The following is a 23,031-nucleotide window of genomic DNA, read 5'->3' as shown; positions in this document are numbered from 1 at the left end:
GTGAACCGGTGCACCTGGAAGCCGCGGTGGTGCTCCAGGTCGACGAGCCCCTGCACGGAGAGGTCGACGAGCGCCCCGCGCCCCGGGCCCGCGCGCGGGGCGGCGGGGCGCTCCCGGCCGCTGAGCGCCGGGCGTTGCTCGGCGGCGGGCGTCTCCGGCGGTGGACACCGGTGCTGAGCCCGCGCAGCGCAGCGGCCCGTACGGGGAGGGCGCAGGCGGATGCCCGAGGGTGAGTTCCGTCCGGTGTACCACCCGGCCGGCCACGACACCGCGCTCCGGGTCGCCATGGACGACCTCCGCGCCGGGCGCTGGCTGTCGATGCGGAATCTGCTGGCCGACACGCCCACCTGGGCCCTGTGGACGCAGCGGACCCAGATCCTGGCCGCCGGAGCCGCCGGGTCCGATGTGGTGCAGGCGTGGCGCTCGGAGGAACCGCGCAGCGTCGCCGCGGCGGTGATGGCCACCCGGGTGGCGGTGGAACGGACGCTCCGCGCCCACCGGGAGGGCCATCCGCGCACCGGCGAGCTGTGGCGGGAGGCCTGGGAGAGCTGCCGGGTGACGGCGCACACCGCGCCGGAGGACCCGGTGCCCTGGGTGTGCCTGCTGGCCCTGGCGCGGCTCGATCCGGAGCAGCAGTCGCCGGAGCACCGGGTTCCGCCGCCGGGTCCGATGCTCTTCCCGGGCCCCTGGGGGCTGTTGGCGGAGGCCGGCCGGCGCGACCCGGGCAACCGCGAGGCCCACCACCGGATGCTGCAGTTCTACTGCGTGCGGCAGGCGCACCGTTCGCTGTCGGAGGCGGTCGCGTTCGGCCAGTGGGCGGCCTCCTCCGCTCCCGGGGGATCGCCGTTGCTGGCGCTGCCGCTGTACGTCCGGGTCGAGCGCTACCGGATGGAACAGGGCCACGAGAAGGCGCTCGATCTCCACTGGGTCGCGGAGGACGCCACCCGGGACGCCCGCCGGGCCCTGCACGGCTGGTTCGACCGGACCACGCCGGAAGCCTGCTCACTGCTGGATCTCAACCACCTCGCCCACGCCCTGTGGGGCGCCCTGCAATTCGGTGACGCGGCACGGGTGTTCCACGCGCTGGGGCCCTACTGCACCGCTCTGCCCTGGGCGTACCGCACCCCGGAGCCGGGCGGCAGCGAGGCCGCTCAGGAGCTGTTCCTCCGGGCCCGCGCCCGCTGCCTCGCCGCCGGGGGCGCCCCGGATCCGCACCGATGAACCGCCGTCCCGCCCCCGGCGGCCGACCCCCGGGCGGCGGACTCCCCGACGGCCCCGCGCTCCCGCCGAGTTCGCCGGCCCGGCCCCCTTCCCACCGATTCCCACCGACCCACGGAGGTGCACCGATGCCGCGCACGGCATGGTCAGACACGGACCAGGCCCCGCAGCGGGACGAGGAACAACGGCTGCGGGAGCTCGGCTACCAGCCGGTTCTCGCCCGCCGCATGGGAAGCTTCGGCAATTTCGCCATCAGCTTCTCCGTCATCTCGATCCTGTCCGGCTGCATGACGCTCTACGGCTTCGGGCTGAACACCGGCGGCCCGGCGGTGATGCTGTGGGGCTGGGCGGGCGTCGGGGTGTTCGTCCTGTTCGTGGGCCTGGCGCTGGCCGAGGTGACCAGCGCGTACCCGACGTCCGGCGCCCTCTACTACATGGCGGACCGGCTCGGCGGCCGCACCTGGGGCTGGTACACCGGCTGGCTCAACCTGCTCGGGCTGCTGGGCGCGATCGCCGCGATCGACTACGGCGCGGCGCTGTTCACCGGCGCGTTGCTGAACCTCCAATGGGGCTTCGATCCCACCCCGGGGTCGACCATGGTCGTCTTCATCTGCATCCTGCTGCTGCACGCCGTGCTGAACCTCTTCGGGGTGCGGCTGGTCAGCGTGCTGAACTCGATCAGCGTGTGGTGGCACCTGGCCGGTGTCGCCGTGATCGTCGGCGCGCTGGTGATCGTGCCGTCGCACCACCGGTCGCCGGAGTTCGTGTTCACGGAGTTCGTCAACGACACGGGCTGGTCCAACCCGGTCTACGTCGCGGCGATCGGGCTGCTCCTGGCGCAGTACACCTTCTCCGGCTACGACGCGTCGGCGCACCTGTCGGAGGAGACGTCCAACGCGTCGGTCTCCGCCGCCCGCGGCATCGTGCGTGCCATCTGGGTGTCATGGATCGCCGGGTTCGTGCTGCTGGCCGGGCTGACGTTCGCCATCCAGGACTACGCCGGGACGCAGAACAGCGAGACCGGCGTGCCGCCCGCGCAGATCCTGCTCGACGCCCTCGGCACCGGCGGCGCCACCGCCCTGCTGCTGCTCGTCATCGTGGCGCAGTTGTTCTGCGGCAACGCGGAGGTGGCGGCGGCCAGCCGGATGGTGTTCGCCTTCAGCCGGGACAACGCGCTGCCGGGCTCGGCCCTCTGGCGGCGGGTCAGCGGACGTACCCAGACCCCGGTCCTCGCGGTGTGGCTGTCGGTCTCGGTGGCCTGCCTGCTCGCCCTGCCGTCGCTGTACTCGGCCACCGCCTACGGCGCCGTGACGGCGATCAACGTCATCGGCATCACCCCGGCCTATGCGATCCCCATCTTCCTGAGGCTGCGCGCCGGGGACCGGTTCGTGCCGGGGCCCTGGCACCTGGGCCGGTGGAGCAGGCCGGTCGGCTGGGTGGCCGTGGTGTGGGTGGCGTTCGTGACGGTGCTGTTCTGTCTGCCGCAGTCCGCGCCGGTGACGGTCGCGTCCATGAACTACGCCTCGATCGCGCTGGCCGTGGTGCTGGTGCTCGCCACCGTGTGGTGGTTCCTGGCACGCCGCTCGTACGGCACCCCGGCCGCCTACGGAACCAGCCGCGAGCAGGCGGAGATCGCGGAGGGCATCGTCTGAGCCGTTCGGCAGCGGAGACGGGGCCGGGGTGTCACCGGCGCCCCTCTCCCCCGTCTCCGCTGCCGGAGCCCGGACGTGCTCCGTCACGGCGTCGGCATATGGCCGCCGGCTGGGTCGCTCGGGGCGCACTCATTCACGGCTCCGTAGTCGTTCATGGCTCCGTAGTCGGGCAGGTCGAGGGAGCTGACCCGCTTCCCCTGCCGCAGCATCCAGTTCAGGACGGAGCGCCGGCTCAGCAGGGTGTTGCGCAGCCGGATGCCGGTCGCGGTCCGGGGCGCTAGGGCGTGTTTCGAAAGTCCCGCCTGGCCGGAGGTGTCCGGCACGCACGCTCGCTGCGTTGTCGGTCGTCGGCGCAGCCCGCTGCGCTCTCCTCCCTCCGCCTTGCGATCGCACGCACCGGACACCTCCGGCCCCGCCCTCCGGGCGGACAACGCTACTTTCGAAACACGCCCTAGCGAAGGAGTTCCTGTGGCGATCCGCGTCCTACTGGTCGACGACCAGCCGCTGCTGCGCACCGGTTTCCGGATGATCCTCGAGGCCGAGCAGGATCTCGCCGTGGTGGGCGAAGCGGGCGACGGGCTGCAGGCGCTCGACCAGGTGCGCGCGCTCCAGCCCGATGTGGTGCTCATGGACATCCGGATGCCCAGGATGGACGGCGTCGAGGCGACCCGGCAGATCACCGGTCCGGGCCGGGACGGGCCCGCCAAGGTGCTGGTGCTGACCACCTTCGACCTGGACGAGTACGTGGTGGAGGCCCTCCGGGCGGGGGCCAGCGGCTTCCTGCTGAAGGACGCGCCCGCGCACGAGCTCGTCCAGGCGATCCGGGTGGTCGCGGCGGGTGAGGCGATGCTGGCTCCGAGCATCACCCGGCGGCTGCTCGACAAGTACGCGGAGAAGCTGCCGTCCGGGGAGGACCCGGTTCCCGACACCCTGCACACGCTGACCGACCGCGAGGTCGAGGTGCTCAAGCTGGTCGCCCGCGGGCTGTCGAACGCCGAGATCGCCGCGGACCTGTTCGTGAGCGAGACGACGGTCAAGACGCACGTCGGGCATGTGCTGACCAAGCTGGGCCTGCGGGACCGGGTGCAGGCCGCGGTCTACGCCTACGAGAGCGGACTGGTGCGGCCCGGCGCGCAGTGAGGGCGCGCCGGGCCGGTGCCGCTGGGGTTCCGGGCGGTGCCGGTGTCCCGTGCGGGTCCCCGGCGCGGCCGGGGACCCGGGGGCGGACTACTCGTCGGTGCCCTTGCTGATCTCCCAGAAGCGGAACACCGTCGAGGGGTCGAGAGTCCACTCCAGGCCGGAGACGTTGTTCCGGGCGACCGCGTACTGCTTGCCCTGCCACAGCGGCAGCACCGGCAGCTCGTCGGCCACGATGTCCTGCATCTCCTTGAAGCTGCTCTCCGTCGCCGCCCGGTTGGCCTCGGCCGCGGTCGTCGGTATCAGCTGATCGGCGATGCGCTCGGAGTTGTAGTTGTTCGCCAGCACGTTGCCCTCGCCGAAGAACGGGGCGGTGAAGTTGTCCGGGTCCGGGTAGTCCGGCACCCAGCCCTTGACGTAGGCGCCGTACTTCCCGCTCTCCACGCCCTTCTCGAACGTGTCGATCGGGACGCTCTTGACCCGGGCCTCGAAGAGCCCGCTGGCGTTCAGCTGCCGGGCGAGCTGCTGGAACCCGGGCACCGTGCCGGGGCCGTACCGGGACGGAGTGGCCCAGAGCGTCAGCTTCACCTTGCCGTCGAGGCTGGCGGAGCGGAGCGCGGCGGCGGCCTTGGCGGTCTGCGGCCGGTCCCCGTAGTTGTCGAAGAACGCGGTGTTGTGGCCGGTGATCCCGGCCGGGACGATCGAGTACAGCGGCTTGGCGGTCCGCATGTAGACGTCCCGCACGAGCGCGCCGCGGTCCACCAGGTACGCGATGGCCTTGCGCACCTGGGGCTTGCCGAGCACCGGGTCGTCGACGTTGAAGACCAGGTGCTGGACCTCGGCGCTGGTGCCCTCGACGACCTCGACGCCCCCGGAGCCGCCGTCCGTGGAGGTGGCCAGTCCGGCGATGTCCTTCATGGCGAGGCCGCGGTAGGCGAGGTCGACGTCGCCCTTCTGGACGGCGTTCTTCAGGGCCGTCTGGTCGTCCTGGAAGAACTTCATCGTCATACCGGAGTTCTTGACCTCGGCCGGCCCCTTGTAGCCGGGGTTGACCGAGAACTTCGCCTCCTTCTTCCGGTCGAAGGAGTCCATCCGGTAGACGCCGGAGCCCACGGCCCGGCCGTCGGTGCGCAGCGCGTCCGGCTTGTACTCGCGGTGGTCCACGATCGAGCCCGCGCCCGAGGCGATCTTCATGGGGAAGGTCGCGTCGGAGCGCCTGAGGTCGAACACCACCGTCTTGTCGTCCGGCGTCTTGATGTTCTTGATCGAGGACAGCATGACGGCGGGGCCGTCCTTGTCCTTGATCCGCAGGGTGCGGCGGAAGGAGAAGGCCACGTCCTCGGAGGTGAGGCTGTTGCCGTTGCTGAACTTCAGGCCGTCCTTGAGGACGCACCGGTAGACCTTGCTGTGGCTGTCGTCGAAGCCGCAGCGCTCGGCCGCCTCGGGCTCCGGCTCGGTGCCGCCCCGGGGGAAGCTCATCAACGACTGGAAGACGTTGTTGAACATGACCCAGGACGCCGGGTCGTAGCCGGAGGCCGGGTCGGTGGACACGACCTCGTCCGTCATTCCCATAACGATCGGCTCCCCCGTACCGGCCGTCTCCGCGTCATCCGATCCGCATCCGGAGAGCAGGCCGGCGGCGAGCCCAGCCCCGAGCGGGGCGGCGAGCCACTGATGACGTTTCCTCACGCGCACGTTCCTCACACTTTTCTCTGATGTCGTTGTGCGGATTCCGCCGGGGCCGACGGAGGTCAGCCGGAGGTTTCCCGGCCCAGCTCCCAGAGCTGCAGTACGGAGGAGGAGCTGAGCGCCCACTCCGCACCGGTCACGTCGTCGCGGGTCGCGACGTACTGCTTGCCCTGCCACAGCGGCAGGACCGGCACCTCGTCCGCGACGATGTCCTGGGCCTGCTCGAACCCCGCAGCGGCGGCGCTGCGCTCGGTCTGCCGCCGGGTCTGCGGGATGAGCCGGTCGCGGATGGTGTCGTTGCGGTACGGCGTGTTGAGGAAGTTGTTCTTGGCGAAGAACGGGTCCATGAAGTTGTCGGCGTCCGGGAAGTCCGGGAACCAGCCCATGCCGTAGACCTGGTACTCGCCGTCGGACTGGGCCGGGCGGAAGGTCTTCCACGGCACGCCCTTGACCGACACGTCGAACAGGCCGCTCGCCTCGAGCTGCCGGCGGAGCGTGCGGAACTCCTTGGCGGTGGCCGCCCCGTAGTGGTCGGTGGTGTACGTGAGCCGGAGCTTCACCGGGGTGTCGATGCCGGCCGCGCGCAGTGTCCTGCGGGCCTTCTCCGGGCTCGGGTCGCCGTACTTGTTGAAGAACGAGTTGACGTGGGAGCCGACGCTGGACGGGACGATCGAGTACAGCGGCTGGGCGGTGCGGTCGTAGACGTCGCGCACCAGCGCCTGCCGGTCCACGACCTCGGCCATGGCCTGCCGCACCGCCTTGCGGCCCGCCGTGCCGTCGTCGGTGTCGAAGCCGAGGTAGCGGATCTCCTGGCCCGGGGCCTCGACGACGTCGACGCCCTCGGTGTCGCCACGCTCCAGCCGGCCGATCTGCTCGGGCGACATGGAGCGGGTCATCAGGTCGATGTCGCCCTTCTTCAGGGCGTCTTCCATGGCGTCCGCGTTCTTCAGGAAGCGCATCTCGACCTGGTCGTTCTTCAGCTTGAGCCCGCCCTTGTAGTGCGGGTTCCGGCTGAAGACGGCGGAGACGACCTGGCCGCCCCGCTCCTCGGTCCGCAGGGTGTACGGGCCGGAGCCGTCGACCGCGAAGCCGTTCCGGAGCTTCGCGCCGTGGTACACCTGCGCGTCGACGATGGCCGCGGCCGGGGTCGCGAGCTTGTACGGGAAGGTCGCGTCGGGGGACTTGAGGTGGAAGACGATCTGCCGGTCGTTCGGCGCCTCGACCGCGTCGACGCCCGAGAGCAACGACACGGGGCCGTTGGGGTCCTTGATCTTCAGCGTCCGGTCGACGGAGAACTTCACGTCGTCGGCGGTGAGTGGGTGACCGTTGGCGAACTTCATCCCGCTGCGCAGCGTGCAGCGGTACTGCTCGTTGTTCTGGTCCGAGAAGCCGCACCGGGAGGCCGCCTCCGGCACCGGCTCGCCACCGGAGCGGGGCAGCGCCATCAGTGTCTGGAAGGTGTTCCGCAGGATGTTCCAGGACGCGGCCTCGTACGCCAGCGCGGGGTCGAACGGGGCCGGGAAGGCCTTGGTGGTGACGAAGGTGTCGGTGGTGCCGACGACGATCGGCTCCCCTCCGTCACCCGCCTCGTCCGAGGCGCCGCAGCCGGCGAGAACAGGAGCCAGCAGACCCACTACGGCCGGTAGCACCAAGGTCTTGCGATTCATCGTCGGCGGTCTCCTGCTGGGCGGGTCGAACCCGGGGACCATACCGAGGACGGGTGAACTGGTCGCGGGGTTGCGGCAAAAACGTCTCGCGTCGAGATTAGTAGCCGCGGCCAGGCGGGCCGGAACGGGCCGAAGTTGAGGCAATATCACGCCCCGGCAGCACCTGACTACTGTCCAGCATCCGGACGTTGGAACGATAGCCACGACGAAGCATCAATACGGACAGAAAGGTGCCGCTCCACCCCCGCCAACCCCCCTTCCAGCAGACCCTCGTGAACCTGTCGAGACCCCGGTGGGTGACAAACGTCACTGCTTCAACTGTCCCCGGAGGGCAAGTGAATTCGGCCGGTACACGAACCGGGGGCCGGAGCCGGGTGTACAGGAGACGGATATACAGGAGCCGGACGTACGCGAGCCGGACGTACGGGACGCGGACGTACGGGACGCCCCCCGGCAGTCGCTCCGGAACCCCTCCGGAGAGGGCAGGAGCACCCGCCGGATCCGCCTCACGGCGTCCCGGTGACGATGCTCCGCAGGAACGGAAGGTCCACGTCCTCCAACGAGCGGACGACCGTGCGGCCCGCGGCGGGCTCGATGGGCACCACCGAGGGAACGGCCACCACCCGGCAGCCCGCGGCCTCGGCCGCGGCCACTCCGGTCGCGGTGTCCTCCACGACCGCGCAGCGGGCCGGGTCGGCGCCCAGTCCGGCGGCTGCCAGCAGGTACGGGTCGGGGTGCGGCTTGGTGCGCTCCACCTCGTCCCCGGCAATCGTCAGGGCGAAGTGCTCCTGGCCGATCGACGTCAGCACCCGGTCGATGATGCGCCGGTGCGAGGCGGAGACCAGGGCGGTGGGGACCCGGTGGGCGGCGAGCTCCAGGAGGAGCCGGGAGGCGCCGGGCATCAGCGGGACATGGCCGTCCACCAGCTCCTCGAACCGGTTGTTCAGCCGCAGGGACAGCTCGGGGAGGGTGATGTCGGCCCCGGTGGCCTGGATCAGATAGGAGGCGCTGCGGGTCATGGGCCCGCCGATCACCACTTCGCGGTGCTCCTCGCCGAGCACATGCCCCAGCTCGGCGAAGACCCCGACCTCCGCCTGCCACCAGAAGCCCTCGGTGTCCACGAGCGTGCCGTCCATGTCGAGGAGCACGGCTTGCAGGGCGGAGCCCTCGGCCGTACGGGTGTCGAGTGCGGGGACGATGCTGGTCATCCGTGCTCCTCTCGTCTGGCTGTCCCAGAGGGACAAAGGGGCCGGCCGCTGCCCCGGGCGGGGCGGCGACCGGCCTTCACCGGACCGACCATTGTACGACGATCCCGGTTACCGAGCGTTGTTCCGCACGCTCCGGGCCGGCCGGAGCGGCCGGCCCGGAGGGGCGGTGCGGAGCGTCAGCCCTGATCAGCGGGCGTTGAAGTACTTCGCCTCCGGGTGGTGGATCACGATGGCGTCGGTGGACTGCTCCGGGTGGAGCTGGAACTCCTCGGAGAGCTGGACGCCGATCCGCTCCGGCTGGAGCAGGTCGGCGATCTTCGCCCGGTCCTCCAGGTCGGGGCAGGCCCCGTACCCCAGCGAGAAGCGCGCGCCCCGGTACTTCAGGGCGAACATGTCCTCCACGTCCGCCGGGTCCTCGCCCGCGAAGCCCAGCTCGGCGCGGACCCGCGCGTGCCAGTACTCGGCGAGGGCCTCGGCGAGCTGCACGGACAGCCCGTGCAGCTCCAGGTAGTCGCGGTAGGCGTTGTCGGCGAACAGCTCGGCGGTGGCCTCGCCGATCCGGGAGCCCACCGTCACCACCTGCAGGCCCACGACGTCGGTCTCGCCGGACTCCTCCGGGCGGAAGAAGTCCGCCAGGCAGAGCCGGCGGCCGCGGCGCTGGCGCGGGAAGGAGAAGCGGGTGCGCTCGCTGCCGTCGTCGTTGAGCAGGATCAGGTCGTCGCCCTTGGACACACACGGGAAGTAGCCGTAGACCACCGCGGCCTCCAGCAGGTTCTCGGTGTGCAGCTTGTCCAGCCAGCCGCGCAGCCGCGGGCGCCCCTCGCTCTCCACGAGCTCCTGGTAGCTGGGGCCGTCGCCCTTCCGGGCCTCCTTGAGGCCCCACTGGCCCTTGAACAGCGCGCCCTCGTCCAGCCACGAGGCGTAGTCGCCGAGCTGGATGCCCTTGACCACCCGGGTGCCCCGGAAGGGCGGGGTGGGGACCGGGTTGTCGGTGGCGACGTCGGAGCGCACCGTGCCCTCGTCCTCGGGCAGCTCCGCGGCCGCCGCGGGACGGGCCGGGACGCGGCGCTGCTTGAGCTCGGGCAGGGTCGCGCCGGGCACGCCCCGCTTGACCGCGATGAGGGCGTCCATCAGACGCAGCCCCTCGAAGGCGTCCCGGGCGTACCGGACCTCGCCCTCGTAGATCTCATGGAGGTCCTGCTCGACGTACGCCCTGGTCAGGGCCGCGCCGCCCAGAATGACCGGGAAGTCCGCGGCCAGCTTGCGCTGGTTGAGCTCCTCCAGGTTCTCCTTCATGATCACGGTGGACTTGACCAGCAGGCCGGACATGCCGATCACATCGGCCTTGTGCTCCTCGGCCGCCTCCAGGATCGCGGAGACCGGCTGCTTGATGCCGAGGTTCACGACGTTGTAGCCGTTGTTGGACAGGATGATGTCCACGAGGTTCTTGCCGATGTCGTGGACGTCGCCGCGGACGGTGGCGAGCACGATGGTGCCCTTGCCCTCCGAGTCCGACTTCTCCATGTGCGGCTCGAGGTGGGCCACCGCGGTCTTCATCACCTCGGCGGACTGGAGGACGAACGGCAGCTGCATCTGGCCGGAGCCGAAGAGCTCGCCGACGACCTTCATACCCTCCAGCAGGGTGTCGTTGACGATCTCCAGGGCGGGCCGCTCGCCGAGCGCCTCGTCGAGGTCGGCCTCCAGGCCGTTGCGCTCGCCGTCGATGATGCGGCGGCGCAGCCGCTCCTCCAGCGGCAGGGCGAGCAGTTCCTCGGCCTTGCCCGCCTTCATCGACTTGGTGTCCACGCCCTCGAAGAGTTCGAGGAAGCGCTGCAGCGGGTCGTAGCCCTCACGGCGCCGGTCGTACACCAGGTCGAGCGCGACCTGTCGCTGCTCCTCCTCGATCCGGGCGATGGGCAGGATCTTCGAGGCGTGGACGATGGCCGAGTCCAGCCCGGCCTCGACGCACTCGTTGAGGAAGACGGAGTTCAGCACCATCCGGGCGGCCGGGTTGAGGCCGAAGGAGATGTTGGACAGGCCGAGCGTCGTCTGCACGTCCGGGTGTCGCCGCTTGAGTTCGCGGATCGCCTCGATGGTGGCGATGCCGTCCTTGCGGGACTCCTCCTGGCCGGTGGCGATGGTGAAGGTCAGACAGTCGACGATGATGTCCGACTCGAGGACGCCCCAGTTGGTGGTGAGGTCCTCGATGAGGCGCTCGGCGACGGCCACCTTGTGCTCGGGGCTGCGGGCCTGTCCGTCCTCGTCGATGGTCAGCGCGATCAGCGCGGCGCCGTGCTCCACGGCCAGCCGGGTGATCCTGGCGAACCGGGAGTCCGGGCCGTCCCCGTCCTCGTAGTTGACGGAGTTGATCACGGCGCGGCCGCCGAGCTTCTCCAGTCCGGCCTGGATGACGGCGGGCTCGGTGGAGTCCAGCACGATCGGCAGGGTGGAGGCGGTGGCGAACCGTCCGGCGATCTCGGCCATGTCGGCGACGCCGTCCCGGCCCACGTAGTCGACGCACAGGTCGAGCAGGTGGGCGCCCTCGCGGATCTGGTCGCGGGCCATCTCCACGCAGTCGTCCCAGCGGGCCTCCAGCATGGCCTCGCGGAACTTCTTCGAGCCGTTGGCGTTGGTCCGCTCACCGATGGCGAGGTAGGAGGTGTCCTGCCGGAACGGCACGGTCTGGTAGAGCGAGGCGGCGCCGGGCTCGGGCCGCGGCCGGCGCTCGGTGGGCGTCATGTCGCGCACCCGCTCCACGACCTGGCGCAGGTGCTCCGGGGTGGTGCCGCAGCAGCCGCCGACGAGGGAGAGGCCGTACTCGCGGACGAAGACCTCGTGCGCGTCGGCCAGCTCCTCCGGGGTGAGCGGGTAGTGGGCACCGTTCTTGCCCAGGACCGGCAGACCGGCGTTGGGCATGGCGGAGACCCGGGTCCGGGAGTGCCGGGCGAGGTAGCGCAGGTGCTCGCTCATCTCGGCCGGGCCGGTGGCGCAGTTCAGGCCGATCATGTCGATGCCGAGCGGCTCCAGCGCGGTGAGCGCGGCGCCGATCTCGGAGCCCAGCAGCATGGTGCCGGTGGTCTCGACGGTCACCTGGACCAGCAGCGGCAGGTCGGCCCCGGTCGCCTCCAGGGCCCGCCGGGCGCCGATCACCGAGGACTTGGTCTGCAGCAGGTCCTGGGTGGTCTCCACCAGCAGCGCGTCCGCGCCGCCCGCGATCAGACCCTCGGCGTTCTGCTGGTAGGCGTCGCGCAGTGCGGGGTACGGGGCGTGGCCCAGCGTGGGGAGCTTGGTCCCCGGGCCGATCGAGCCGAGCACCCAGCGGTGCCGGCCGTCGACGGAGAACTCGTCGGCGACCTCGCGGGCGATCCGGGCACCGGCCTCGGACAGCTCGAAGATCCGGTCGGCGATGTCGTACTCCCCCAGCGCGGCGAAGTTCGCACCGAAGGTGTTGGTCTCCACGCAGTCCACGCCGACCGCGAAGTACTCCTGGTGAACGGAGCGGACAATGTCCGGCCGGGTGACGTTGAGGATCTCGTTGCAGCCCTCGAGCTGCTCGAAGTCCTCCATCGTCGGTTCCTGAGCCTGGAGCATCGTGCCCATGGCCCCGTCGGCCACCACCACTCGGGTGGCGAGTGCCTCGCGCAGTGCGGAGGCTCGGTCGGCTGCGGCGGACGATGGCGCTTTCGAGGCCATGGATCAGCTCCCTGGGATGCGACGGCTGTCGGCTTTGCGCCCGTCCGGGGACGGCGCACGCGGCAAGCCTAACCTTCGGGGCCGTCGGCGACTCGGGCGTCCCAGCGGGCGGACAGCCGGGACGTACCGGGGGGTGGGCGCGGGACCGGTTTCGGAGGCAGACTCTGTGTCGCTACCACGGGGTCGACATCAGCCGATAGTGTTCGGCATTGTCGAATCCGTAGTTGGAGGAGGTTGCCCGATGGCGCGGACGATCCAGTCGCTCGAGCGAGCGGCTGCGATGCTGCGGCTGCTGGCCGGTGGCGAACGGCGGCTCGGCCTGTCGGAGGTGTCCGATGCGCTGGGGCTCGCCAAGGGCACGGCACACGGAATTCTGCGCACCCTCCAGCAGGAGGGCTTCGTCGAGCAGGACCCCGCGTCCGGGCGCTACCAGCTGGGCGCGGAGCTGCTCCGGCTGGGCAACAGCTATCTGGACGTGCACGAGCTGCGGGCCCGGGCCCTGGTGTGGACGGACGACCTGGCGCGGTCCAGCGGCGAGAGCGTCTACCTCGGCGTCCTGCACCAGCAGGGCGTCCTCATCGTCCACCACGTCTTCCGGCCGGACGACAGCCGGCAGGTCCTCGAGGTGGGGGCGATGCATCCGCTGCACAGTACGGCCCTGGGCAAGGTGCTGGCGGCGTACGACCCGGTGGCGCACAGCGAGGCGGCGGAGGGCGACCGGAAGGCGTTCACCGGCCGGACCGTGACCGACCTGACCGCCTTCGAGGGAGTGCTCGATCTGACCCGGGCGCGCGGCTGGGCCGCCGATGTGGAGGAGACCTGGGACGGCGTCGCCTCGGTGGCCGCCCCCATCCACAATCGCCGCCGGATGCCGGTGGGCGCGGTGGGGATCACCGGCGCCGTGGAGCGGGTCTGCCAGGACGGCGAGCTCCGCCCGCAGGTGGTGGCCGCGGTGCGGGACTGCGCCCGCGCGGTCTCCCGGGACCTGGGGGCGGGGCGCTTTTGACAGCGCCGCGGCGCCCGCCCCACGGGTCGGCCGCACTCTCCGCGTCACGCTTGGACAACGGAACGAGTTCGAGGTCCCGGCCCTATTGACGCGGTCCGACCCGTGGAGAAAACTGCCGTTCGCCGGTCGGCATTGTCGAACACCTGACGACAATATTCGCTATGGTGGGGCTCGCTGCGGACCGGCCACCGCCCTCACCGAGGGCGCGGGCCAACGGGAGGGACCCCGTGGCCCGCCTTCCCCTGGACGAAGGACAAGGAGTCGCGGGTGTCCAGCTCCGACATCTTCATCGGCGAGACCATAGGTACCGCCGTACTCATCCTGCTCGGCGGCGGTGTCTGCGCCGCCGTCACGCTGAAGCGCTCGAAGGCCCAGAACGCCGGCTGGCTGGCCATCACCTTCGGGTGGGGTTTCGCCGTGCTCGCCGGCGCCTATATCTCCACCAGCCTGTCGAAGGCCCAGCTCAACCCGGCGGTCACCGTCGGTCTGGCCGTCAACAGCGGCGAGTGGGGCGATGTGCCGTTCTACCTCGCCGGTCAGATGCTCGGCGCGATGATCGGTGCCACATTGGTCTGGTTGGCGTACTACGGCCAGTTCCAGGCCCACCTCACCGACCCGGAGATCGTCTCGAAGACCTCCGGCGAGGAGGGCATGGTCGACCAGGGCGCAGCTCCCGCGGCCGGCCCGGTGCTCGGTATCTTCTCCACCGGCCCGGAAGTCCGGAACCCGGTGCAGAACCTCATGACGGAGATCATCGGCACCGCGGTGCTGGTCCTGGCGATCCTCGCCCTGGGCCTCCAGAAGGGCCTCGGCGAGAGCGGTCTGGGGACCCTGATGGTCGCGCTGGTCGTCGTCGGCATCGGCCTCTCGCTCGGTGGCCCGACGGGCTACGCCATCAACCCGGCCCGTGACCTCGGACCGCGTATCGTGCACGCTCTGCTGCCCCTGCCGAACAAGGGCGGCTCGGACTGGGGCTACGCATGGGTCCCGGTCGTCGGCCCGCTGATCGGTGGCGCGCTCGGCGCCGTCATCTTCCAGCTCGCCTTCTGAGCCCCTCCCCGACTCTTCAGACCACAGGAGCAACCGTGACCGACGCACACACCGCCGGCCCCTTCATCGCGGCGATCGACCAGGGGACGACCTCCAGCCGCTGCATCGTGTTCGACAAGGACGGCCGGATCGTCTCGGTCGACCAGAAGGAGCACGAGCAGATCTTCCCGAAGCCGGGCTGGGTCGAGCACAACGGCGCCGAGATCTGGGCCAACGTCCAGGAGGTCGTCGCCGGCGCCCTCGACAAGGCGGGCATCACCCGCGAGGACATCAAGGCGATCGGCATCACCAACCAGCGTGAGACCACGCTGCTCTGGGACAAGAACACCGGCGAGCCGGTGTACAACGCCATCGTCTGGCAGGACACCCGCACCGACGGCCTGTGCAAGGAGCTCGGCCGCAACGTCGGCCAGGACCGCTTCCGCCGTGAGACCGGCCTCCCGCTGGCCTCGTACTTCGCCGGTCCGAAGATCCGCTGGCTGCTCGACAACGTCGAGGGACTGCGCGAGCGCGCGGAGGCCGGCGACATCCTCTTCGGCACCATGGACTCCTGGGTCATCTGGAACCTCACCGGTGGCACCGAGGGCGGCGTGCACGTGACGGACGTCACCAACGCCTCCCGCACCATGCTGATGAACCTGCACACCATGCAGTGGGACGAGAAGATCCTGACCTCGATGGAGGTCCCGGCCGCGGTGCTGCCGGAGATCCGCTCCTCCGCCGAGGTGTACGGCACCGCCAAGGGCGTCCTGGAGGGCGTGCCGGTCGCCTCCGCGCTCGGTGACCAGCAGGCCGCGCTGTTCGGCCAGACCTGTTTCGCCGAGGGCGAGGCGAAGTCGACCTACGGCACCGGCACCTTCCTGCTGATGAACACCGGCGACAAGGCCATCAACTCCTACAGCGGTCTGCTGACCACCGTCGGGTACCAGATCGGCGACGAGCCCGTGGTGTACGCGCTCGAGGGCTCCATCGCCGTCACCGGCTCCCTGGTGCAGTGGATGCGCGACCAGATGGGCCTGATCAACAGCGCCGCGGAGATCGAGACCCTGGCGAGCTCGGTCGAGGACAACGGCGGCGCGTACTTCGTGCCGGCCTTCTCCGGCCTGTTCGCCCCGTACTGGCGCTCCGACGCCCGCGGTGTCATCGCGGGCCTCACCCGGTACGTCACCAAGGCGCACATCGCGCGCGCCGTGCTCGAGGCCACCGCCTGGCAGACCCGCGAGATCGTCGACGCGATGAGCAAGGACTCCGAGGTCGAGCTCAGCGCGCTCAAGGTCGACGGCGGCATGACCTCCAACAACCTGCTGATGCAGACGCTCTCGGACTTCCTGGACGCGCCCGTGGTGCGCCCGATGGTCGCCGAGACCACCTGCCTCGGCGCGGCCTACGCCGCCGGTCTGGCCGTCGGCTTCTGGCCCGACACCGACGCCCTGCGCGCCAACTGGCGGCGGGCGGCGGAATGGACCCCCCGGATGGACGCGGCCGTTCGCGACCGCGAGTACAAGAGCTGGCTCAAGGCCGTCGAGCGGACCATGGGCTGGATCGAAGACGAGGAGTAATCATGAGCACCCTGCAGAGCGTCCCGACTCTCGGGACGCACCCGGCTGCCGGTTCGACCCCGAGCCGCGCCGAGACCCGGGAACGGCTCTCGAAGGCCACGTACGACCTCCTGGTGATCGGCGGCGGCATTCTGGGCACCTCGGTGGCCTGGCACGCCGCGCAGTCCGGGCTGCGGGTGGCAATGGTGGACGCCGGCGACTTCGCCGGCGCCACCTCCTCCGCCTCCTCCAAGCTCGTCCACGGCGGCCTGCGCTACCTGCAGACCGGCGCGGTCAAGCTGGTGGCGGAGAACCACCACGAGCGGCGCGTGCTGGCCAAGGACGTGGCCCCGCACCTGGTCAACCCGCTCACCTTCTACCTGCCGGTCTACAAGGGCGGCCCGGTCGGCGCCGCCAAGCTGGGCGCCGGTGTGTTCGCCTACTCCGCGCTGTCCGCCTTCGGCGACGGCGTCGGCAAGGTCATATCCCCGGCCAAGGCCGTCGCCGGGAACCCGGGCCTGCGCACGGACAACCTGAAGGCCGTCGCGGTCTACTACGACCACCAGATGAACGACTCGCGGGTGGCCGTCATGACCGTCCGCGCGGCCGCCGAGTCCGGTGCCGTGGTGCTCAACCACGCCGAGGTCACCGGGCTCCGCTTCACCCACGGCCGCGTCAGCGGCGCCGAGCTCAAGGACCGCCGCGACGGCACCGAGTTCGGTGTGAACGCCCGCGTGGTACTCAACGCCACCGGCCCCTGGGTGGACCACCTGCGCACGATGGAGGACAAGGGCGCCGCGCCCAGCATCCGGCTGTCGAAGGGCGCGCACATCGTGCTCAAGCGCAAGGCGCCGTGGAAGGCCGCGATGGCCACCCCGATCGACAAGTACCGCATCACCTTCGCCCTGCCGTGGGAGGACCAGCTGCTGCTGGGCACCACCGACGAGGCGTACGAGGGCGACCCGGCGGACGTCCGCGCCACCGAGTCCGACATCCAGCAGATCCTGGACGAGGCGGCGTTCTCGGTCAAGGACGAGCACCTCGACCGGGACCTGATGACCTACGCGTTCGCCGGTCTGCGGGTGCTGCCCGGCGGCCCCGGCGGCGTGGAGTCCGCGAAGCGGGAGACCGTGGTCTCCGAGGGCCGCGGCGGGATGCTGTCGGTCGCGGGCGGCAAGTGGACCACCTACCGGCACATCGGCCGCACGGTGATGAACAAGCTGGCGCAGCTGCCCGGCAGCCCGCTGAACGAGGACATGGAGCCGGTCTCCAGCCTCGTCCGCCGGGTTCCGCTGCCCGGCATCGCCAACCCGAACGCGGTGGCGCACCGGCTGCTGGTCGACCGTGAGCCCGGCGTCCGGATGGACCCGCTGACCGCCCGTCAGCTCGCCACCCATTACGGCTCGCTCTCCTTCGACATCGCCCGCCTGGTCAACGAGGACCCGTCGCTGGGCGAGCGCATCCACCCGGACGGTCCGGAGATCTGGGCGCAGGTCGCCTACGCCCGGGACCACGAGTGGGCGGAGACCGTCGACGACGTGCTGCGCCGCCGGACGACGCTGACCATCCGCGGCCTGGACACCGACGACGTCCGCGCCCGGGTCGAGGAGATGCTGGCCGACAAGGCCTGAGCACGCCCGCGCCGCACGGCGGAAAGGGGGAGAGGCCACGGGGCCTCTCCCCCTTCGGCGTACGCTCACCGCACCGGCCCCCGTACCGCACGGGGCCCGGTTCCCGCCGTATGACGTCACGCTTCGGACGGGGCGTCCCTCGCAGGGCATAGGGTGCCCGGCAGACATCGGAGGTCTGCCGTCCTCGGTACCGGCCCCGGACGAGGAGCGCTGATGGCCGTCACGGACGAGGCGATCGAGAAGATCAAGGCGATGATCGTCTCGGGCGCGCTGCGCCCCGGTGACCGGCTGCCCCGGGAGAGCGAACTCGCCGCGGAACTGGGGCTGTCCCGGAACTCCCTGCGCGAGGCGGTGCGCGCCCTCGCCCTGATGCGGGTCCTCGACGTACGGCAGGGCGACGGCACCTATGTGACCGGCCTCGATCCGCAACTGCTGCTGGAGGCCCTGGCGTTCGTGGTGGACTTCCACCGCGACGACACCGTGGCGGACTTCCTGGCCGTCCGCCGGCTGCTGGAGCCCGCGGCGACGGCCCTGGCCGCCGCACGGATCGACACCGCGACGATCGAGGCGCTCGGCGACCGGCTGGACGCGCTCGGGCCGCACCCGTCGGTGGAGGAACTGATCGCCGCGGACGAGGAGTTCCACCGGGCCGTCGTGCGGGCCGGCGGCAACGCGGTGCTGTGCTCCCTGCTGGACGGACTGGCCGGCCCGGCCTCCCGGGCGCTGGCCGGGTACGCCCTGACGGAGGACGCCGTGAGCCGCATGCTGCACGAGCACCGGGCGATCCTGACCGCCCTGCGCGACCGCGACGCGGAAGCGGCCCGGTCCTGGGCGACGGTGCACATCGCGGGTGTGGAGCAGTGGCTGCGCTCGGCCGACTGACCGCCTGGTGCCCCGTCATCCACCTGCGTCACCTGCCATCCACCCGCATCAATGGCCGGATCTGCACGCTCTCGGCGTAAGTGCATCCGATCTTGTTCGGAGATCCGATGTATCGGCCCCGGGGAGGCGGCTCCCGGGACGTTCCCTGGGCGTTCTCCCGGGACAGCTCGGATGAATCTTCAGCCGACTCCGGCCGGGGGCTGCGGACCCACCGGCCCGACGCCGTAGGCTGGGGGCGCACGTATTCGGTACGCAGAGGAATGGCAGCCGGGGCGGTCCCACACCACGCTCCCGGTCGGAAGGAGGCGCTGGGTGATCGAGCTCGAGGGGGTTCCCGAGCTGATCGACCCGGTCATGGTGGCCGCGTTCGAAGGCTGGAACGACGCCGGCGACGCCGCCTCCACCGCGGTCGCGCATCTGGACCGGGAATGGAAGGGCGAGGTCTTCGCGGCGCTGGACGCCGAGGACTACTACGACTTCCAGGTCAACCGGCCGAACGTCTTCGTGGAGGGCGGGGTCAGGAAGATCACCTGGCCCACCACCCGGCTCTCGGTGGTCCGGATCACCGGCCCCAAGCCCCGCGACCTGGTCCTGGTGCGCGGCATGGAACCGAGCATGCGCTGGCGCTCGTTCTGCAATGAAATCCTGGGCTTCGCCCATGAGTTGGGCGTGGAGATGGTGGTGATCCTGGGCGCGCTGCTCGGCGACACCCCGCACACCCGGCCGGTCCCGGTCAGCGGGGTCACCTCCGACCCCGACCTGGCCCGCACGATGGACCTGGAGGAGACCCGGTACGAGGGGCCCACCGGCATCGTCGGCATTCTGCAGGAGGCCTGCACCCACGCGGGCGTACCGGCCGTCAGCCTCTGGGCCGCGGTGCCGCACTACGTCTCCCAGCCGCCGAACCCCAAGGCGACCCTGGCCCTGCTCAACCGGCTGGAGGACCTGCTCGGACTGCGCATCCCGCTGGGTGAGCTGCCCGAGGACGCACGGGCGTGGCAGGTGGGGGTGGACCAGCTGGCCGCGGAGGACAGCGAGGTCGCCGAGTACGTCCAGTCGCTGGAGGAGGCGCGGGACACCGCCGAGCTCCCGGAGGCGTCCGGGGAGGCCATCGCGCGGGAGTTCGAGCGCTATCTGCGGCGGCGGGACGGCCAGCCGGGGCCGGGACAGCCCGGCGGGCACGCGACCGAGGGCGGGTCCACGGCGGACGGCCGGGAGAGCGGTCCGTTCCTGCGGGACGGCTCGGGCGGACGGAGCCGTCCGTCGAAGCCGGCCCGGTCCGACGCGGACGACACCGGGTCCGGCACCGGCACGGAGCCCGACGCCGGTACGGACGCGGGGGCCGGGACGGACTCCGGTCCGGAATCCGCCTCCGACCCGGGCGGTCCGGAGTCGGGTACGGGGACCGGCACCGGAGACGAGTAGCGCGGGGGCGGCACGCCGCTCACCGCCGCCCCGCTGCCCCTTCCTGCTGCGCCCTTGCGCTTCTGCCGGCCGGTTGCCCGCTCGGCCCCGGTCTCACCCTGCCGGGGCGAGCACGGCGGGCCGGCGCACCTCAGGCCCTTCGAAGCCGAAGGCCGAGCCCACGCCCGGCTCCCGCGCACCGAGTCCGGTCACCTGACCGGCGCTCCCCCGCTGCGGATCCTCCCCGACAACGCGACGGGGGCGCCTCCCGCAACGGGAAGCGCCCCCAACAGCCCGGCCACCGTGGGACGGTGGGTCAGAGTGCGACGCCGAGCAGGGCGTCGACGGCGCGCGACACCAGGCCGGGCGCCCCCTCGTCGGTACCGCCCTCGGCGCGCTGAACGGCTGCCCAGCGGTCCACGGCGGCGAGCGCCGCGGGTGCGTCGAGGTCGTCCGCGAGCGCCGCGCGGATCTCTTCGACCAGGGCGTCGGCCGACGGCCCGTCGGGCCGGGAGACCGCGGCCCGCCAGCGGCCGAGGCGCTCGACCGCCTCGTCGAGCACGGCGTCCGTCCACTCCCAGTCCGACCGGTAGTGGTGTGCCAGCAGTGCCAGCCGTATCGCCGCCGGGTCCACCCCGTCCCGCCGGAGCGCGGACACGAAGACCAGGTTGCCCTTGGACTTGGACATCTTCTTGCCGTGCAGCGCGACCATCCCGGCGTGCACATAGGCCTTCGCGAAGGGGTGCTCGCCGGTGAGCGCCTGGGCGTGCGAGGCGCCCATCTCGTGGTGCGGGAAGGCGAGGTCGGAGCCACCGCCCTGGACGTCGAAGCCCATCCCGAGGTGGTCCAGCGCGATGGCGACGCACTCGATGTGCCAGCCGGGGCGGCCCCGGCCGAGGCTGCCGCCGTCCCAGCTGGGCTCGCCCTCCCGGGCGGCCATCCACAGCATCGGGTCCAGCGGGCTCTTCTTGCCCGGCCGCTCCGGGTCGCCACCGCGCTCGGCGGACAGCAGCCGCATCGCCTCGGCGTCCAGACCGGAGACCGAGCCGAAGGCGGGGTCGGACTCCACGGAGAAGTAGACGTCCCCGTCGAGCTCGTAGGCCGCCCCCATGTCGCGGAGCCGCTCCACGAGCGGCACGATGCCGGGTATGGCCTCGACGGCGCCGATGTACTCGCGCGGCGGCAGCATCCGCAGCGCCGTCATGTCCTCGCGGAACAGCGCGGTTTCGCGCTCGGCCAGCTCGGCCCAGTCCGTTCCGGTGGCCACGGCCCGCTCCAGGAGGGGGTCGTCCACATCGGTGACGTTCTGGACGTAGTGAACCTGTCGCTTCGTGTCCAGCCAGACGCGCTGGACGAGGTCGAACGTGTTGTAGGTCGCCGCGTGCCCCAGGTGAGTGGCGTCGTACGGAGTGATGCCGCAAACGTAGATGCGGGCGACGGGACCGGGGTCGAGGGTGATCGGGCCCCCGGTCGCTGTGTCGTGAATCCGGAGGTCGCGGCCACTGCCGGGCAGGGCGGGAACCTCAGAAGCGGGCCAGGCATACATGCCTTGAGCCTAACCGGATGTACGTTCCCCCAACGAACCGGACCGCGGGGTTGGCCGGATCAGCCCTCTTGCGCAAACGCCTCTCACCTGCTCCGATCCCGCCGCGCCGCCCGGCGGCCCGCCCCGGGGCCGTCCGGGGCGGGAACCGGGCCCGGGGCGGGCCGCCCGGGACCGCTCCGTCCCGAGGAAGCGCGAGGTCAGACCGGCGGCCAGGGGATGGCCGGCCACTGCCCGCCCGGCTCGGGATGCCGTCCGGACCGCAGCAGCGCCTCGACCCGGTCCCGTACGGCAGCGGTCTCGGCCGCGGTCACCAGCTCCGCGAGGCGGCCCGCCAGGCCGCCGCCGTGGGCCAGATCCGCTCCGAGCCGGCGCAGCACCGTCAGCGCCTCACCGGTGAGCGGCTCACCGGCCCAGCCCCAGAGCAGCGTCCGCAGCTTGTCCTCGGCGTTGAAGGTCACGCCGTGATCGATCGCGTAGAGCTCGCCGCCGGGTGTGCTCAGCAGGTGGCCGCCCTTGCGGTCGCCGTTGTTGATGACCGCGTCGAGGACGGCCAGCCGGCGCAGCCGCGGGTCGTCGGCGTGCACCAGGAGCGCCGTGCGGCCCTCCCCGACCTCGGCGAAGCAGATGCCCTTCCAGCCGGGTCCGGGCTCCTCGTCCTCGACGAGGGCCAGCAGCTCGGCCTCGGGGTCGGACTCGACCCAGAGCTGGCACATCCCCTCGCCGTAGGGGCCGTCCCGCAGCACGGTGGGCGGTACCAGGTCCCATCCGGTGGCCCGGGAGAGCTCGTAGGCCGCCGCCTCGCGCCGGGCGAGGTTGCCGTCGGGGAAGTCCCACAGCGGGCGCTCCCCGGCGACCGGCTTGTAGACGCAGTCGGCCCGCCGGCCGTCGTGTTCCACGGTGCACAGGAGCACCGCGTTCGACGCCTCCCGGACCCGGCCGCGGACCGTGAGCTCACCGTGCGCCAGCAGGTCGAGCGCCGCCGCGGCGTCCGCCCCGGCCCGCTCCGCACCGCTGCCGTCGGCCTCGGCGCAGGAGCCGGTCACTCCTCCCCGCGGCGGTATCCGTTCTGGCGCGGACATACGTGTCCTTCCGGGTCGAGTGGCAGGCTGCACAGCGGGCACGGCGGGCGGCCGGCGTTGACCACCTCGAGCGCCCGCTTGGCGAACGCCCGGGCCATCTCCCCGGTGATCCGCACCCGCAGCATCGGCGGGCCGTTCTCCTCGTCCTGGAGGAGCCGCTCCTCGGCCTCGGCCAGGTCCTCGTCGGTCTCGGCCTCGAGCTCGACCAGCGCCTGGGCCTCGACGATCATGCGCTGTTCCTCGCCGTCCCAGGCCAGCGCCATGGTGCCGACCCGGAACTCCTCCTCGATGGGGGCGTCCAGCGGCGCGGTGTCGGAGAGGTCGGTCGGTGCCATGGCCGGCACCGGGGCGTTGCCGCCGGTGCGGCGCACCACCTCGTCCAGCAGCTCGTCGATCCGCTCGGCGAGCGCCGCCACCTGTGTCTTCTCGAGAGCGACGCTGGTCGTCCGCCCGGCCGCGGTCGCCTGGAGGAAGAAGGTCCGGCGGCCAGGCAGCCCGACCGTACCGGCGACAAAGCGGTCCGGAGGGTCGTAGAGGAACACCTGACGGGACACGTCCTGCTCCTTGGAATCGGGGGTCGGAAGGGGAAAGCCCGCCTGGTCGGGTGCCCGGGCCGCGGCCCGTCCACCCT

The 23,031-nt window shown here is 71.5% G+C and carries 18 protein-coding genes; 10 read left to right on the top strand and 8 right to left on the bottom strand.

What is annotated here, in order from left to right:
• The 3 genes from ABT112_RS35425 to ABT112_RS26020 all read left to right on the top strand — a co-directional run.
• Positions 1-233, top strand: a 233-nt coding sequence (locus ABT112_RS35425; RefSeq protein WP_502975445.1) for a hypothetical protein, incomplete at its 5' end; no start/stop codon positions are given.
• Positions 220-1,221 (top strand): hypothetical protein, encoded by a 1,002-nt coding sequence (locus ABT112_RS26025; protein WP_351513505.1) that lies wholly within the window; start codon positions 220-222, stop codon positions 1,219-1,221. The genes ABT112_RS35425 and ABT112_RS26025, both read left to right, overlap by 14 nt.
• A gap of 125 nt (positions 1,222-1,346) precedes the next feature.
• A complete protein-coding gene (locus tag ABT112_RS26020) occupies positions 1,347-2,870 on the top strand; it encodes an amino acid permease (protein ID WP_351513503.1) in 1,524 nt (507 codons plus the stop codon).
• Positions 2,871-2,953: 83 nt separating this feature from the next.
• On the opposite strand, the gene ABT112_RS26015 is transcribed toward ABT112_RS26020, so the two are convergent.
• A complete protein-coding gene (locus ABT112_RS26015) occupies positions 2,954-3,193 on the bottom strand; it encodes a hypothetical protein (RefSeq protein ID WP_351513502.1) in 240 nt (79 codons plus the stop codon).
• A 145-nt stretch (positions 3,194-3,338) separates the two neighbouring features.
• Between ABT112_RS26015 and ABT112_RS26010 the strand changes: the two genes are divergently transcribed.
• On the top strand, positions 3,339-4,010 hold the full coding sequence (locus ABT112_RS26010; RefSeq protein ID WP_351513500.1) for a response regulator: 672 nt from the start codon (positions 3,339-3,341) through the stop codon (positions 4,008-4,010).
• Positions 4,011-4,097: 87 nt separating this feature from the next.
• On the opposite strand, the gene ABT112_RS26005 is transcribed toward ABT112_RS26010, so the two are convergent.
• The 4 genes from ABT112_RS26005 to metH form a co-directional block, all read right to left on the bottom strand.
• A complete protein-coding gene (locus ABT112_RS26005) occupies positions 4,098-5,696 on the bottom strand; it encodes an ABC transporter substrate-binding protein (protein WP_351513498.1) in 1,599 nt (532 codons plus the stop codon).
• A gap of 62 nt (positions 5,697-5,758) precedes the next feature.
• Entirely contained in the window at positions 5,759-7,363 is a 1,605-nt protein-coding gene (locus ABT112_RS26000; RefSeq protein ID WP_351513496.1) for an ABC transporter substrate-binding protein, read from the bottom strand.
• Between the two features lie 506 nt (positions 7,364-7,869).
• Complete coding sequence (locus ABT112_RS25995) at positions 7,870-8,571, bottom strand: HAD family hydrolase (protein WP_351513494.1); 702 nt, start codon at positions 8,569-8,571, stop codon at positions 7,870-7,872.
• Positions 8,572-8,757: 186 nt separating this feature from the next.
• The gene (gene metH / locus ABT112_RS25990; protein ID WP_351513492.1) at positions 8,758-12,264 is read right to left on the bottom strand and encodes a methionine synthase; all 3,507 of its coding nucleotides are present in this window, start codon (positions 12,262-12,264) and stop codon (positions 8,758-8,760) included.
• A 241-nt stretch (positions 12,265-12,505) separates the two neighbouring features.
• On the opposite strand from metH, the gene ABT112_RS25985 reads away from it, so the two are divergent.
• The 6 genes from ABT112_RS25985 to ABT112_RS25960 all read left to right on the top strand — a co-directional run bounded on the left by ABT112_RS25985 (position 12,506) and on the right by ABT112_RS25960 (position 19,796).
• The gene (locus ABT112_RS25985; protein WP_351513491.1) at positions 12,506-13,270 is read left to right on the top strand and encodes an IclR family transcriptional regulator; all 765 of its coding nucleotides are present in this window, start codon (positions 12,506-12,508) and stop codon (positions 13,268-13,270) included.
• Between the two features lie 267 nt (positions 13,271-13,537).
• Complete coding sequence (locus ABT112_RS25980; RefSeq protein ID WP_351513489.1) at positions 13,538-14,320, top strand: MIP/aquaporin family protein; 783 nt, start codon at positions 13,538-13,540, stop codon at positions 14,318-14,320.
• 35 nt (positions 14,321-14,355) lie between these two features.
• A complete protein-coding gene (gene glpK / locus ABT112_RS25975) occupies positions 14,356-15,879 on the top strand; it encodes a glycerol kinase GlpK (RefSeq protein WP_351513487.1) in 1,524 nt (507 codons plus the stop codon).
• A 2-nt stretch (positions 15,880-15,881) separates the two neighbouring features.
• On the top strand, positions 15,882-17,489 hold the full coding sequence (locus tag ABT112_RS25970) for a glycerol-3-phosphate dehydrogenase/oxidase (protein ID WP_351513485.1): 1,608 nt from the start codon (positions 15,882-15,884) through the stop codon (positions 17,487-17,489).
• Positions 17,490-17,702: 213 nt separating this feature from the next.
• A complete protein-coding gene (locus tag ABT112_RS25965) occupies positions 17,703-18,371 on the top strand; it encodes a FadR/GntR family transcriptional regulator (protein WP_351513483.1) in 669 nt (222 codons plus the stop codon).
• A gap of 312 nt (positions 18,372-18,683) precedes the next feature.
• A complete protein-coding gene (locus ABT112_RS25960; RefSeq protein WP_351513481.1) occupies positions 18,684-19,796 on the top strand; it encodes a PAC2 family protein in 1,113 nt (370 codons plus the stop codon).
• A gap of 295 nt (positions 19,797-20,091) precedes the next feature.
• On the opposite strand, the gene mshC is transcribed toward ABT112_RS25960, so the two are convergent.
• The 3 genes from mshC to ABT112_RS25945 all read right to left on the bottom strand — a co-directional run bounded on the left by mshC (position 20,092) and on the right by ABT112_RS25945 (position 22,954).
• On the bottom strand, positions 20,092-21,321 hold the full coding sequence (mshC, locus tag ABT112_RS25955; protein ID WP_351513479.1) for a cysteine--1-D-myo-inosityl 2-amino-2-deoxy-alpha-D-glucopyranoside ligase: 1,230 nt from the start codon (positions 21,319-21,321) through the stop codon (positions 20,092-20,094).
• Between the two features lie 197 nt (positions 21,322-21,518).
• Positions 21,519-22,400: an SCO1664 family protein gene (locus ABT112_RS25950; protein WP_351513477.1), complete on the bottom strand. Its 882-nt coding sequence runs from the start codon at positions 22,398-22,400 to the stop codon at positions 21,519-21,521.
• Entirely contained in the window at positions 22,361-22,954 is a 594-nt protein-coding gene (locus ABT112_RS25945; RefSeq protein ID WP_351513475.1) for a DUF3090 domain-containing protein, read from the bottom strand. The genes ABT112_RS25950 and ABT112_RS25945 overlap by 40 nt, the downstream gene beginning before the upstream one ends.
• Positions 22,955-23,031: the final 77 nt, after the last annotated feature.

Origin of the sequence: Streptomyces sp. NPDC002055 (genome assembly GCF_040296705.1) — a bacterium.
Taxonomy (GTDB): Bacteria; Actinomycetota; Actinomycetes; order Streptomycetales; family Streptomycetaceae; genus Streptomyces.
Note: the sequence above shows the minus strand (reverse complement) of the source record. Positions and strands in the feature narration are given on the sequence as shown.